10 protein-coding genes are annotated in these 13,289 nt (G+C 33.7%); 3 read left to right on the top strand and 7 right to left on the bottom strand.

The annotated features are described in order from the left end of the window. Positions 1-6: 6 nt before the first annotated feature. From D9R05_RS01715 to D9R05_RS01745, 7 genes are all read right to left on the bottom strand, one after another. A complete protein-coding gene (locus tag D9R05_RS01715) occupies positions 7-1,866 on the bottom strand; it encodes a CocE/NonD family hydrolase (protein ID WP_121665487.1) in 1,860 nt (619 codons plus the stop codon). 106 nt (positions 1,867-1,972) lie between these two features. Beyond that, positions 1,973-4,015: a protein-disulfide reductase DsbD family protein gene (locus D9R05_RS01720; RefSeq protein ID WP_121665488.1), complete on the bottom strand. Its 2,043-nt coding sequence runs from the start codon at positions 4,013-4,015 to the stop codon at positions 1,973-1,975. Continuing rightward, positions 4,012-5,322 carry a tRNA lysidine(34) synthetase TilS gene (tilS, locus tag D9R05_RS01725; RefSeq protein ID WP_121665489.1) on the bottom strand — a complete coding sequence of 437 codons (1,311 nt, stop codon included), beginning with the start codon at positions 5,320-5,322 and terminating at the stop codon, positions 4,012-4,014. The genes D9R05_RS01720 and tilS overlap by 4 nt, the downstream gene beginning before the upstream one ends. 58 nt (positions 5,323-5,380) lie before the next feature. Continuing rightward, positions 5,381-6,676 (bottom strand): anthranilate synthase component I family protein, encoded by a 1,296-nt coding sequence (locus tag D9R05_RS01730; protein ID WP_121665490.1) that lies wholly within the window; start codon positions 6,674-6,676, stop codon positions 5,381-5,383. Positions 6,677-6,832: 156 nt separating this feature from the next. After that, positions 6,833-7,375, bottom strand: coding sequence for an NADPH-dependent FMN reductase (locus D9R05_RS01735; RefSeq protein WP_121665491.1), 543 nt, complete (start codon positions 7,373-7,375; stop codon positions 6,833-6,835). A 96-nt stretch (positions 7,376-7,471) separates the two neighbouring features. After that, entirely contained in the window at positions 7,472-8,878 is a 1,407-nt protein-coding gene (gene lpdA, locus D9R05_RS01740; RefSeq protein WP_121665492.1) for a dihydrolipoyl dehydrogenase, read from the bottom strand. Positions 8,879-8,986: 108 nt separating this feature from the next. Then, the gene (locus D9R05_RS01745; RefSeq protein ID WP_121665493.1) at positions 8,987-9,445 is read right to left on the bottom strand and encodes an Lrp/AsnC family transcriptional regulator; all 459 of its coding nucleotides are present in this window, start codon (positions 9,443-9,445) and stop codon (positions 8,987-8,989) included. A 167-nt stretch (positions 9,446-9,612) separates the two neighbouring features. Here D9R05_RS01745 and D9R05_RS01750 point away from each other — a divergent pair, with 167 nt between their 5' ends. The 3 genes from D9R05_RS01750 to bshB1 all read left to right on the top strand — a co-directional run bounded on the left by D9R05_RS01750 (position 9,613) and on the right by bshB1 (position 13,214). Continuing rightward, positions 9,613-10,827, top strand: a complete 1,215-nt coding sequence (locus tag D9R05_RS01750) for an aminotransferase class I/II-fold pyridoxal phosphate-dependent enzyme (protein WP_121665494.1) — start codon at positions 9,613-9,615, stop codon at positions 10,825-10,827. 181 nt (positions 10,828-11,008) lie between these two features. Beyond that, complete coding sequence (nhaC, locus tag D9R05_RS01755) at positions 11,009-12,490, top strand: Na+/H+ antiporter NhaC (protein ID WP_121665495.1); 1,482 nt, start codon at positions 11,009-11,011, stop codon at positions 12,488-12,490. Between the two features lie 7 nt (positions 12,491-12,497). After that, positions 12,498-13,214: a bacillithiol biosynthesis deacetylase BshB1 gene (bshB1, locus tag D9R05_RS01760; protein ID WP_121665496.1), complete on the top strand. Its 717-nt coding sequence runs from the start codon at positions 12,498-12,500 to the stop codon at positions 13,212-13,214. Positions 13,215-13,289: the final 75 nt, after the last annotated feature.

A 13,289-nucleotide genomic window follows, 5' to 3' on the forward strand; every position in this document is an offset into this window, starting at 1 on the left:
ATTAATTTAATTTTTTAAAACTGAAAACTCAATAGAAGAATCGCCATACACGCTATGTGTTTGCGCTTTAAAATCTTCTTTCTCGGCTTCAAAAATATTAGGTACAAAAGTTTGGGGATTTAAATCTATTAAGGGAAACCACGTACTTTGCACCTGAATTTGAATTTTATGTCCTTTCTGAAAGGTGTGATGAATATCTTGCAACTGAATTTTTACACTCGTTTTTTTATTAGGAATAAAAGCTTCCGGTTTTTCAAAACTATTTCTAAATCGGCCACGCATTACTTCACTTCTCACCATCATATGATAATTAGACATTTTTAAATAGTCTTGTGTTTCTTCATAATCTTTAGCATCCGGCGGATAAACATCAATCACTTTTACCACCCAATCTGCTGCGGTTCCGGTTGTAGAAACTTGCAAATTTGCGAGAATTTCTCCGGTCATTGTGATATCTTTTTCTAACACATCAGTTTCAAAAACCAATACATCCGGACGTCTTGCCGCAAAACGCTGATCGTCTGTCATATATTTTCTTGGCGTAAAAACCAGTTTTATATCTTCTGAATAAGGCACCGGTTTTTTAGGATCGCTTACAAATGTTGCTTTTTCATTTGGATTAGAAATTGAGGTCAACTTTTGATTTTCGCCTAAATAATAGGTTTTCTTTTTGGATTTTTTTGGCGGCCAGTTTTGATACGATTCCCATTGATGCAAGCCGGTATCAAAAAACATCGCTTCCGGTAAACCTGAATTTTTATCACCGCTTTCTTTTAAAAAGTGATTGAAAAATTTTGCTTCAACTTGCTCTTGAAAATTTTTAGAAAGATCATCACCAAAATAAATATTACCAATGGCTTGTCTTTTTTTAGTCCTTGCCCAATCGCCATGGCTCCACGGACCAAAAACTAAGGTGTTATAATTATCATTATTTTTTTCTATGGTTTTATACGTATTAAACGGACCGTATAAATCTTCGGCATCAAAAAGACCGCCTACCGTCATAACGGCAGGTTTTATCTTTACATTTTCTAAATGCTGAATAACCCCACGTTTTTGCCAGAATTCATCATAATTTGGATGATTCTGTAATTGCTGCCAGAAAAAATTATCTTCATAAAAATGATCTAATTTAGTTAAAGGCGTATGATCTAAATAAAATTGAAATTGATCTTTTGTTGGAACCTGAGGAAAACTATACCAGCTTTCTGATGTGGGGCCGTTGTGTTGCTCGCCAAAAAGAGCAGTTGCCATAAAATAACTTAATAAATAAGCGCCATTATGGTGAAAATCATCAAAAAAGAAATCGCTTATACAAGCTTGAGGCGAAGCAGCTTTAAGCGCCGGGTGTTCTGATAACAATGAATAAGTAGCATAAAAACCGGGGTACGAAATTCCCCACGTTCCTACCCTTCCGTTGTTGTTTTCTACGTTATTTACCAACCAGTCTATAGTATCATATGTATCGCTTGCTTCATCTATTTCATCTCCTTTTTTATTCGGAATATACGGACGCATATTATCATAGTTTCCTTCACTCATCCAGCGACCGCGGACATCTTGGTAAACAATAATATTTCCTTGTTTCATTAAAAATTCATTGGGACCTATTTTAGATCTAAACTGATCCTTTCCGTAAGGTTTAGAGCTGTACGGCGTGCGTTGCATTAAAATAGGATAAGCTTGTGAGGTATCTTTTGGCGAATAAATGGTGGTATGTAATTTTACCCCATCGCGCATTTCTATATCAACTTCTTGTTTGGTATAATGTTGGGAAACATCATAATCTTTTTCTGTTTGTGAAAAACCAGAATTGGTAGAAAAAATAAGAAAACTTAAGAGAAAAAGCAGGTTTTTGAACTTCATATAAATATTATTTTATCAGCTTTAAAGATACTAGTATATTTTTAAAACAAGTTAAAAAAACCCGACAGAAGAACTGCCGGGTTTTAGAATTTTTATGGATAGATTTTTATTTTTCGAAATTTGATAAACCTTCGGTTAACCAATCTTCATATTCATCTACGTCTGGGGTATAACCAACTGGTTTATTCAACATCTCTTCTTCATTGTTCAATAAAATATAATACGGCTGGGCGTTTGCTCCATAGTGTTTTATTTGAAAATCACTCCACTTATTTCCTATCGTTCTAATTCGTTTTCCGGTAGTTTTACTCGTGTATTGTTCGTCTTCCGGTAGTTTTTCTTTTGCATCTACATAAAGTGAAATCAATACTAGTTCTTTTTTAAGCTTTCCTAAAATTTGCGGTTCGCTCCATACGCGTTCTTCCATTTTACGACAATTAATACACGCATAACCTGTAAAATCTAATAAAATAGGTAGATTTTTTTCTTCAGCATAAGCCATCCCTTTTTCATAATCTGTAAAAGTTACAATGTCATGCGGACCTAATTTTGCGTGCTCCGGGAAATCACTTTTAGATGAAGCTGTTGCTGTTCCTGTTTTTCTGTTTCCAACTCCATAAGGTGCTTCACTGTAATTTAATGGCGGTGTAAAACCACTGATCATTTTTAATGGTGCTCCCCAAAGTCCAGGAATCAAATAAATTGTAAAAGCTAAAATTAACAAACCTAAACCTAATCTTCCTACAGAGATATGATTTAATGGTGAATCGTGTGGCAAAGATATTTTTCCGAGAAGATATAAAGCCAATACACCAAAAATTGCAATCCAAATGGCTAAGAAAACTTCGCGTTCTAAAATATGAGCTTGCAATACTAAATCGGCATTAGATAAGAATTTGAAAGCTAAGGCTAATTCTAAAAATCCTAACACAACTTTTACGGTATTTAACCATCCGCCAGATTTTGGTAAGGTATTCATCCAACCCGGGAACATTGCGAATAAAGCGAAAGGAATTGCAATAGCAAGTGAGAAACCTAGCATCCCGATAATTGGCGCCAAACCTCCTTTTGAAGCAGCTTCAACTAATAAAGTCCCAACAATAGGCCCTGTACAAGAAAACGAAACTATTGCCAATGCTAAAGCCATAAAAAAGATACCAATAATCCCACCTCTGTTAGCTTGTTGATCTACTTTATTTGCCCAAGAATTTGGTAACATAATTTCAAAAGCTCCTAAAAATGAAGCTGCAAAAACAACCAATAAAATAAAAAACACAATATTAAAAGTAACATTGGTAGATAATGCATTAAGCGCATCGGCACCAAAAATAGCCGTTACAATGGTCCCTAATAACACATAAATTACTACAATAAAAAAACCGTATAACAATGCATTTTTAATTCCCTTACTGCGGTTTTTACTTTGCTTGGTGAAAAAACCAACCGTCATGGGTATCATTGGGAAAACACAAGGTGTTAACAAAGCCGCAAAACCAGCTAAAAATGCTAAAAAGAAAATAGTAAATAAGCCTTTTTCTTCTTCGTTCTTTTCAATATTATCGGCAAGGTTATTTTTTTCTTCAGGTTTTTTAGTTTCGGTTTTTGGTTTTTCTTCTTCGTTTGCAGAAGCTCCATAAGCTGTAAATTCATCGTAATTTTGAATGATTTTCACAAGATCTTTTTTTATGTCAAAAATTACATAAAACTCTTCTCCAATACAGACTTCTTTACAAACTTGATATTTGAGTTCCATTTTAATTACCGATAGGTTTTTATCAGTAATATCTACATTTTGCTTGAAAGTAGCCTCTTTAGCAAAGTAAACTTCATCTACACCAAATATTTCGCTGTACTGTCTCTTTGATTCACTCTCTGTAGTTTCTCCTTTTAATTCATATCCACTCCCTATATCTAAATAATTAAACCATAATGGTAGCGGACCACCTTCTGGAGTTTTTTGAGAATAGATGTGCCACTCATCTTTAATATCAGCTTCTAAAATGAATTGATACTTATTTTCAGACTGTTTTTCTATGCTTCCATTCCATTTTACTGGATTTTTAATTTCGCCTTCTTGCTGTGTTCTAAATTGTGCATTTGTGTTTACAAAACATACTAAAACAAGTAGTAGTGAAAAGTAATATTTCATTTTTTTAGGGTAATTTTTAAAGTTTGGGTTGTTGTTGGTGTTATTTTATAATCGTTATGAATTCGGTGACCGATAACCCAGATAATATCTTCTGCTGAACATAAAACCCAAGTATTTTCCTTTTCTACTAACGAACATTTTTCATCTTTTAAAAAATCGCTGATCTTTTTTTTACCTTTCATTCCAAAAGGTTTAAAAACATCTCCTGTCTTCCATCTCCTTACTTTTAAGGGAAATTTTAATTTTTCGGCAGCAAGATAAGCTATTTGTTTTTCTTTTTTTTGAATTTTATCAACTTCTTCTACTTCTATTTTCCCTAACGGAAACGAAATTTCTGTTGAATTTTTCGGCAACAAAAATTCTTCATTTGCTATTTCTTGCTTTTCAGCTAAAATTAAAACAGCTCTATCTCTCACTAATCGATGTGTTTTTGAAAATACTTGTTTACCAGATTCTGCTGATAACAAATGATAAACATCATCCCATTCTGTAAAACCAAACGGATGTAACAATTGATATAAAACAGCTTTTGTGTTAGGTGTCTCTTGTAGCTGCTGAATATTTAGATAATAATCGCCCTTAATTTTTTCAACCAGTTTAGAGAATAAAAAAGTAGTATAATCTTCTAATAAAGCAGCACTTTGCTGCAAATGCGTTTGGGTTTGCTGAAAATTTTGAAGGTACTGCGGAGTTATCTCTTCTAAAACAGGAATTAGTTGATTTCTAATCTTGTTACGCACATATTTATCTGAAGCATTACTACTATCTTCTCGCCAAGTGATATTATTTTTTTTAGCATACAGTTCGATTTCAGCTCTTGAAAAATTTAACAACGGACGCACAATTTTATGATTGATCTCAGGAATTCCCGTTAGACCATTAATTCCGGTACCGCGAATGGTATTTATAAAGTAAGTTTCTAAACTGTCGTTAGCGTGATGCGCCGTAAAAATAGCTTTAAAATTGTGTATTTTAACCAATTCATAAAACCAGTGATAGCGCAAATTTCTTGCAGCAATTTGGGTAGAAAGTTGGTGATCTTGAGCGTAAGCGCTGGTATTAAAATGTTGAACAAAAAAATTAACCTCTAATTTTTCTGCCAAGCTTTTTACAAATTTTTCATCTTCATTACTTTCATCATCGCGCAACATAAAATTGCAATGTGCCAATGAAAAATTTAAGTTCATTTTTTTGCATAAATGCGCCAATACAACACTGTCAACTCCACCGCTAATAGCAATAAGGAATTTTTCATGTTGTAATTCAGAAAAATTTTGTTGAAAATAATCTTGAAATCGATTGAACATTTAGGGCATTTTTGCACCCAAATATAAGCTTTCTCTAAAAATTAGAAGGTAACTCAAGTTACAGATTCAAGGCTTTTTTCATGGCAGCCGCTTTTATTAAACACTCTTCGTATTCTTTTTTGGGATCGGATTTTGCCGTAATAGCGCTTCCTACAGAAAAAGAGGCATACTTTTTTTCTTGATTGTATAAAATACTGCGAATAATTACACTAAAATCAAAGTCGCCTTCGGGAGTAAAATAACCAAGACTTCCGCTATATAAACCGCGTTTAGAAACTTCCAGATCTTCAATAATTTGCATTGCTGAAACTTTAGGAGCGCCGGTCATACTTCCCATTGGGAAAGTAGTGCGTAAAATTTCTATCGGCGATAAATTTAAATCGACTTTAGATGAAATGGTAGAAATTAATTGGTGAACTTGCTGAAAAGTGTACAAACCACACAGCTCCTCTACTTCAACACTAGCTTTGGTGGCCGTTTTAGATAAATCATTGCGCACTAAATCTACAATCATGATATTTTCTGCTCGCTCTTTAGGATCATTTTGAAGTTGATTTTTCAGCAAATCATCCTCTTCTTTGTTTTCTAAACGACGCGCAGTACCTTTTATAGGTTGCGAAATAATTTTGTTGCCTGTTTTTTTTATGTACCGCTCAGGACTTGCAGAAAGCAAATAATAATCCTCTAATTTGCAGTAAGCAGCAAAAGGTGGCGTAGAAAGTTGATTGAGTTGAAAATAAGTTTCTAAAGGATTTAAAAGCGCATTTTCTAAATAAAATTCTTGGCAAAAATTGGCTTCATAAATATCACCACGAAAAATATGTGCTAACATTTTTTCCACTTTCTCTACATATTCATCCTCAGATAAACGAGATTTTACCGGTGATTGAACTATATTTTCTTCAACCTCATCAGTAATTTTATAAGCACAAATTTCTTCCCAATCGGTTTCTAGTTCATCATCAACCATGGCCAAATAGTGCAATTGAATTTCATCATCTTTGATGAGAAAAATTTTTTTTGGCTGAATGAAATAAAGTGCAGGAAAATGAAGTCCGTCTATATTTTTTGAGGTGAGATTTTCAACATCATTTTTTAGATCGTACGTTAAATATCCAAAAATCCAATCTTTTGTAGTTTCTTGATATTCTTTTAGTTGATCAAACGCATCTAAAGTATCCGTTTTAATAGAAGTAAATGCTTCAACTGCTAAAATAGCATCATATTTGGCTGAAGAAAATTGATACTCATTAGAATCTAACCAAACCACTTCTTCAAACTGATTTGCCCAAGAGAGAAGTTTTTCTTTGAACTTTTTTGAAGCAGTTAACGTATATTTTTTTGTAGTACGCATCAGTTAGCAGTTAGCAGTTAGCAGTTAGCAGTTAGCAGTTAGCAGTTAGCAGTTAGCAGTTAGCAGTTAGCAAAATGAAAAATTGCAATGAAAGAAAACAGATAACTCAAAAAACTTATTAACTTTTTCTCTCTTTACCTTTTTAAATCAACAAAACTATTCTTCTAAAGCTTGTTCAAAATTAGAAAGTACATCTATTAAACCAAGCAATAAAACCTCATCGGAAATTACATTTTTCTCTTGGTCAAAATTCTCTTCGAAAGATGGGAAACTAAAGCTATCAACTATTTCTGCTCCAAAACGAGGTAACACATCTTTAAAATACGTTAAAGAAGATGCTGCTCCACGTTTCCCAGGAGAAGTACTCATTAATAATACTTTTTTACCTTCTAAAAATTTATAATCTAATCTTGATAACCAATCGGTTATATTCTTGAAAAATACTGAAGGTCCGCCGTTATGCTCATTCACAGAAATAATTAAAGCTTCGTGTTCTTCAATTATATTTTTTAGCACTTTTATATCAACCGGATAGCCGCGTTCCTCTTCTAAATCAATACCAAATAAAGGAATCTCATAATCGGTTAACTTGATTAATTTCACATCGTGTTGCTCAATTCGCGAAACAACCGAATTTACGAATCGATGATTAATAGAATTCTTGCTGTTAGATCCGGCAAAGGCTAAAATCTTTTTCATATAATTATAGAATAGAAAAAAGTCTATTTAAGAATTTTTAACCGAAAAAAATCAGCTAAAAATTATTTATTTTTCTTAAATAGACTTCTTTTTAGTTTATGTATGTAAAGGTCTGTTGTCTGTTGCAGCTAAAGCTGCTTCTTTTACAGCTTCAGCATAAGTTGGGTGTGCGTGACTCATTCTTGCAATATCTTCTGCGCTTGCTCTGTATTCCATCGCAACAACAGCTTCAGCAATTAAATCGGCTACACGAGCTCCAACCATATGAACGCCGAGAACCTCATCGGTTTTCTTATCTGATAAGATTTTTACAAATCCGTCGGTATCGCCACTTGCACGAGAACGACCTAAAGCTCTCATTGGGAATTGACCACTTTTGTATTCAACTTTAGCCTCTTTTAATTCTTCTTCAGTTTTACCAACAGAAGCAACTTCTGGCCAAGTATAAACTACACCCGGAATTAAATTATAATCGATATGCGGTTTTTGTCCTGCAATTGTTTCAGCTACAAAAACACCTTCTTCTTCGGCTTTATGCGCTAACATTGCTCCTTTTACAACATCGCCAATAGCATAGATATTATCGGCTGCTGTTTGTAAATGCTCATTTACTTCAACCTGCCCTTTATCGTTAACTTTTATTCCGGCTTTATCAGCATTTAGTCCATCGGTATAAGGTCTTCTTCCTACAGAAACCAAACAGTAATCACCTTTAAACTCAACTTCTTTATCTTTTTTATCGGTCGCTTTTACCACAACTTCATCTCCGGTATTTTCTACTGAAGTCACTTTATGAGAAACAGCAAATTTTGTTTTTTGCTTTTTCATCACTTTAGTTAACTCTTTACTTTGCGCCTTATCCATTGTAGGAATAATACGATCCATATATTCAATTACCGTAACATCTGCACCAAGTCTTTTGTATACTTGCCCAAGCTCTAAACCAATTACACCGCCACCAATAATTAGCATATGTTTTGGTACTTTTTTTAATTTTAATGCTTCGGTAGACGTGATAATTCTTTCTTTATCGATATCAATAAAAGGAAGTGAAGCCGGTTTACTTCCAGTTGCGATAATAGTATGCTTAGCCTCTATGGTTTTTGAATCCCCATCGGTTAAGTCAATTTTTATATGCGTTTTATCTTCAAAAGAACCTACACCTTCAAAGGTGTCGATTTTATTTTTATCCATTAAAAAATCGATTCCTTTGGTAGTTTGTTCAACCACTGAAGCTTTGCGCTCCATCATTTTTTCAAGGTTCAATTTAACTTCTCCTGGAAGTTCAATACCATGTTCCTCAAAATGTTTTACAGCGTCTTCGTAGTGATGTGAAGAATCTAATAAAGCTTTAGATGGAATACAACCTACGTTTAAGCAAGTTCCTCCTTTGGTTGAATATTTCTCTATAATTGCGGTTTTCATTCCCAATTGGGCGCAACGAATAGCGGCTACGTAACCTCCGGGACCTGAACCAATGACTGCAACGTCGTAAGTGCTCATAATTTAGTTTTGTTGATTTTTATAAACGCTTACAAAAATACGATAAGTAATTCAATGCGCAAGATTGAGAAAGAAAAGGATTGTTAAAAAATTATTCATTAGAATTTTTTAGACGTTAATTTCGGTACTGTTCTTTACTTCACTAATCATAAACGTGCTTTGCGTACTCGAAATTCCTTGTAAAGTAGTGAGTTTATTTACTAAAAAATTTCGGTAAGCTTTCATATTTTTCACACAAACTTTTAAAATATAATCGTAATCACCACTCACGTGAAAGCATTCAGACACTTCTTCTAATTTTAGAATTTCACGTTCAAATTTTGAAACATTATCTTTTGTATGTTGAATTAATTTGATGTGGCAAAAAACCAAAAAATTCTTATCTATTTTTTCCTTGTCTAAAATTGCTACATACCTATTTATAATTTTCTGACGCTCTAGCTTTTTTATGCGCTCATGAATTGCTGTCATCGATAATTTTAACCGATAAGAAATTTCTTTGGTAGTTATTTTAGAATCACGTTGCAAGAGTTGCAAAATGTTTTTATCAATTTCGTCTAAGTTCATTCCGAAAATTTTTCACTTATAGTTGAACTAATAATTAAATTTACCGATAAATAATTTATATAAGTAATTTTTATTAGATTAATTTTCAATTATATCTATTATAGATTGACAATTATTCTTTTTAAGTAGAATTTAGTAGTATAATTAATTAAAAAAAATATATTACGATGAAATATAATCCTGCTGATAAGATTCAAGATCTTCAATATTTTAGGGAGTTTGGAGGTGTAAACCCTTCTATTTCCGATTCTTCTACATATACATTTCTGTCTGCAAAAACTATGTTCGATACATTTGAAGGAAATGCAGAAGGTTGTTATTTGTATTCAAGACATTCGAGTCCGAGTAATTTATATTTAGGTGAAGCCTTAGCTGCAATGGAAGCTACCGAAGCCGCAACCGTTACCGCTAGCGGAATGGGTGCTATTACACCGGTAATTCTTCAATTATGTGATGCGGGAGATCATATTGTTTCCAGCCGAACTATTTACGGCGGAACTTACGCTTTTATGAAAAATTTTCTGCCAAAATTAAACATTAATACTTCTTTTGTGAATATTACAAAGCTTGAAGAAGTTGAATCGGCTATCACTTCTAACACAAAAATTCTGTATTGCGAGTCGGTTAGCAATCCGTTATTAGAAATTGCCAATATTCCTGCCTTAGCTGAACTCGTAAAAAAATATAATTTAAAATTAGTAGTTGATAATACCTTTTCACCTTTATCGATAACGCCTTCCATTTTAGGAGCAGATATTGTTATTCATTCCCTCACAAAATTTATCAATGGAAGTAGCGATACGGTTGGCGGCGTTATTTGTGGTCCTTCAGATTTTATAAATGAATTGCGAAATGTAAATGATGGCGCATGTATGTTATTAGGTTCAACTATGGATAGTTTCCGCTCTGCTTCTATTCTTAAAAATTTACGCACGCTTCACATCAGAATGCAAAAACACAGTGGAAATGCGATGTATCTAGCTGAAAAATTTCAAGCACTTGGCTTAAAAACAGTTTATCCAGGATTAAATTCTCATCACGGTAATGAACTATTCACTTCAATGATGAATGATGAATATGGTTTTGGTGGAATGTTAACGATAGATGTCGGTTCTTTAGAAAAAGCAAACTCGCTAATGGAGTTAATGCAAGAAGAAAATTTAGGTTATCTAGCGGTTAGTTTAGGATTTTACAAAACCTTATTTAGTGCGCCGGGAACTTCAACTTCTTCTGAAATTCCGGAGGAAGAGCAATTAGAAATGGGATTAAGCGATGGATTAATTCGATTTTCAATTGGCTTAGACAATCATATAGATCGGACGTTTAAGCAGATGAAAAAATGTATGGAACAGATTGGCGTGCTAGAAAAAGTAACCTTATAAAATTAAAAGCAGCTGTTTAAAATTGTAAAGACAAAAAAAACAGCTGCTTTTTTTATTTTATTTATTTTTTGCTAATAATTTAACCATTTGCATCATTTAAAAACTTATATAGAGATTCCTTGCCATAAAAGCTAAAAAATTGTAACATTACCCTTCATAAAATTTAACCTTTTCTTAGCCTATGGAAAGTCAATCTACCCAGCCTGAAAATCAGAATATTGAAGAAAATAAAGAGTTAAGCATTTGGGAAGCTTTAATTCCAGTTTTTGCATTAGTTGGGATGCTAGCTTACAATGTATATGTATATGAAGGCGATGCCTTAGACGGTTCCAATCAATTTATTCTTTTAATGGGTGGTGCAGTTGCGGCAATAGTTGGTATTTTCAATAAAGTCTCTTTTGACTCGATGGTAGATGAAGTAGCGCAAAATATAAAATCTACTACCGGCGCTATTTTAATCTTATTAATGGTGGGAGCATTAGCCGGAACTTGGTTAGTTAGTGGTATTATCCCCACTATGATTTATTATGGCTTACAAATTTTAAATCCAACTATATTCTTAGCAGCCTGTGTAGTTATTTGTGCGGTAATTTCGGTAGCCACGGGAAGTAGTTGGACAACCTCGGCAACAGTAGGAATTGCGTTAATAGGTATTGCCAATGCGTTGGGTATTTCAGTAGGAATGACTGCCGGTGCAATTTTATCGGGTGCTTATTTTGGTGATAAAATGTCACCCTTGAGTGATACCACCAACCTTGCTCCTGCTATGGCAGGAACCGACTTATTTACACACATTCGCTATATGATGATTACAACAGTACCAACTATCATCCTCACACTCATTATTTTTATCATCATTGGGCTTAACATAGAACCTTCTGGATCTACCAATACAAAAGCAATTTTATCTTCTATTGAAGAATCGTTTACCATTTCACCTTGGTTATTTGTAGTTCCAATTCTGGTGATTTATTTAATCATTAGAAAAACTCCTCCATTAATTGCGCTTTTACTAGGAACTCTTTTAGCAGCTGCGGCGGCGCTTTTTTTTCAACCGGGAATTATAGCCTCAATTGGAGGAAGCGAAAACCTTACTTTTTATTCTGCTTATAAAGGAATTATGAATGCTATTACCATAGATACTTCAATCGCTACGTCTAATGAATCTTTAAATGATTTATTTTCTTCTGGAGGAATGGCAGGAATGCTCAAAACAATTTGGTTAATTATTTGTGCGATGGTCTTTGGCGGAATTATGGATGCCATTGGCGCATTATCAAGAATTAGTAAAGCTTTGTTAAATTTATTTCACACAACATTTGGTTTATTTGCCAGTACGGTAGTAAGCTGTTTAGCATTAAATGCAACCGCATCTGACCAATATTTATCTATTGTAGTTCCCGGGAAAATGTTTGCAAAAGCTTACAGAGAGAAAGGTTTAGCACCAGAAAACTTAAGTAGAACGCTAGAAGATTCTGCAACAGTAACTTCTGTTTTAGTCCCTTGGAATACGTGTGGCGCATACCATAGTGGTGTTTTAGGTGTTCCCGTAGCTAGCTATTTTGGATATGCCTTTTTTAATTACTTAAGTCCGTTTACAACATTATTATTTGCCGCCTTGGGAATTAAGATAAAACAACTGACAACAAAAAAAACTGCATAATTTTAGTATGAAATTAGATATTCTTGCCATAGGAGCTCACCCCGATGATGTTGAGTTAAGTTGTTCAGGGACACTTGCTAAAGAAATTGCCAATGGTAAAAAAGTAGGAATTTTAGATTTAACTCGAGGAGAATTAGGAACACGAGGTTCTGCTGAAATTCGTGATCAGGAGGCCAAGGATGCCGCTGAAATTCTTGGAGTAAGTGTTCGGAAAAATCTTGAATTTAGTGACGGATTTTTTATTAATAATACAGCGCATCAATTAGAGATTATTAAAATTTTACGAAAATACCGACCAGAAATTGTTTTTTGCAACGCTGTAGATGATCGTCACATAGACCACGGAAAAGGAAGCAAATTAGCCAGTGATGCTTGTTTTTTAAGCGGTTTACGAAAAATTGAAACTACTTTTGAAGGTAACAAACAAAAAGCTTGGCGACCTAAACAGGTATATCATTATATACAATGGAAAGAGTTACAGCCTGATATTTTAGTTGATATTTCCGGTTTTATGGATCAAAAAATTGCTTCTGTAAAAGCTTACCGCTCTCAATTTTATGATGAAAACAACAATGAACCTTCTACCCCTATCTCTAGCAGTAACTTTTTAGATAGTGTAAGTTACCGTGCAAGAAATTTAGGCCGTTTAATGAATGTTGACTATGCGGAAGGCTTTACTGTAGAACGCTGTCCTGCAGTTAATTCTATATTTGATTTAATTTAATTGAAAAAAAGTTTTGTAGAACGCGGTAAATCATTAAATTTGCAACCGCATTTGTTAGGCATCTGCCTTTCAAAA

This window comes from Mesonia aquimarina (genome assembly GCF_003667275.1).
GTDB classification, from domain to species: Bacteria; Bacteroidota; Bacteroidia; order Flavobacteriales; family Flavobacteriaceae; genus Mesonia; species Mesonia aquimarina.

Bases quoted from the DNA above. Each gene is read 5' to 3' on its own strand.
- D9R05_RS01750 (WP_121665494.1), top strand. From the start codon at position 9,613: ATGAAATATAATCCTGCTGATAAGATTCAAGATCTTCAATATTTTAGG.
- D9R05_RS01735 (WP_121665491.1), bottom strand. From the start codon at position 7,375: ATGAAAAAGATTTTAGCCTTTGCCGGATCTAACAGCAAGAATTCTATT.
- tilS (WP_121665489.1), bottom strand. From the start codon at position 5,322: ATGTTCAATCGATTTCAAGATTATTTTCAACAAAATTTTTCTGAATTA.
- D9R05_RS01715 (WP_121665487.1), bottom strand. From the start codon at position 1,866: ATGAAGTTCAAAAACCTGCTTTTTCTCTTAAGTTTTCTTATTTTTTCT.
- D9R05_RS01730 (WP_121665490.1), bottom strand. From the start codon at position 6,676: ATGCGTACTACAAAAAAATATACGTTAACTGCTTCAAAAAAGTTCAAA.
- lpdA (WP_121665492.1), bottom strand. From the start codon at position 8,878: ATGAGCACTTACGACGTTGCAGTCATTGGTTCAGGTCCCGGAGGTTAC.
- D9R05_RS01720 (WP_121665488.1), bottom strand. From the start codon at position 4,015: ATGAAATATTACTTTTCACTACTACTTGTTTTAGTATGTTTTGTAAAC.
- D9R05_RS01745 (WP_121665493.1), bottom strand. From the start codon at position 9,445: ATGAACTTAGACGAAATTGATAAAAACATTTTGCAACTCTTGCAACGT.
- nhaC (WP_121665495.1), top strand. From the start codon at position 11,009: ATGGAAAGTCAATCTACCCAGCCTGAAAATCAGAATATTGAAGAAAAT.
- bshB1 (WP_121665496.1), top strand. From the start codon at position 12,498: ATGAAATTAGATATTCTTGCCATAGGAGCTCACCCCGATGATGTTGAG.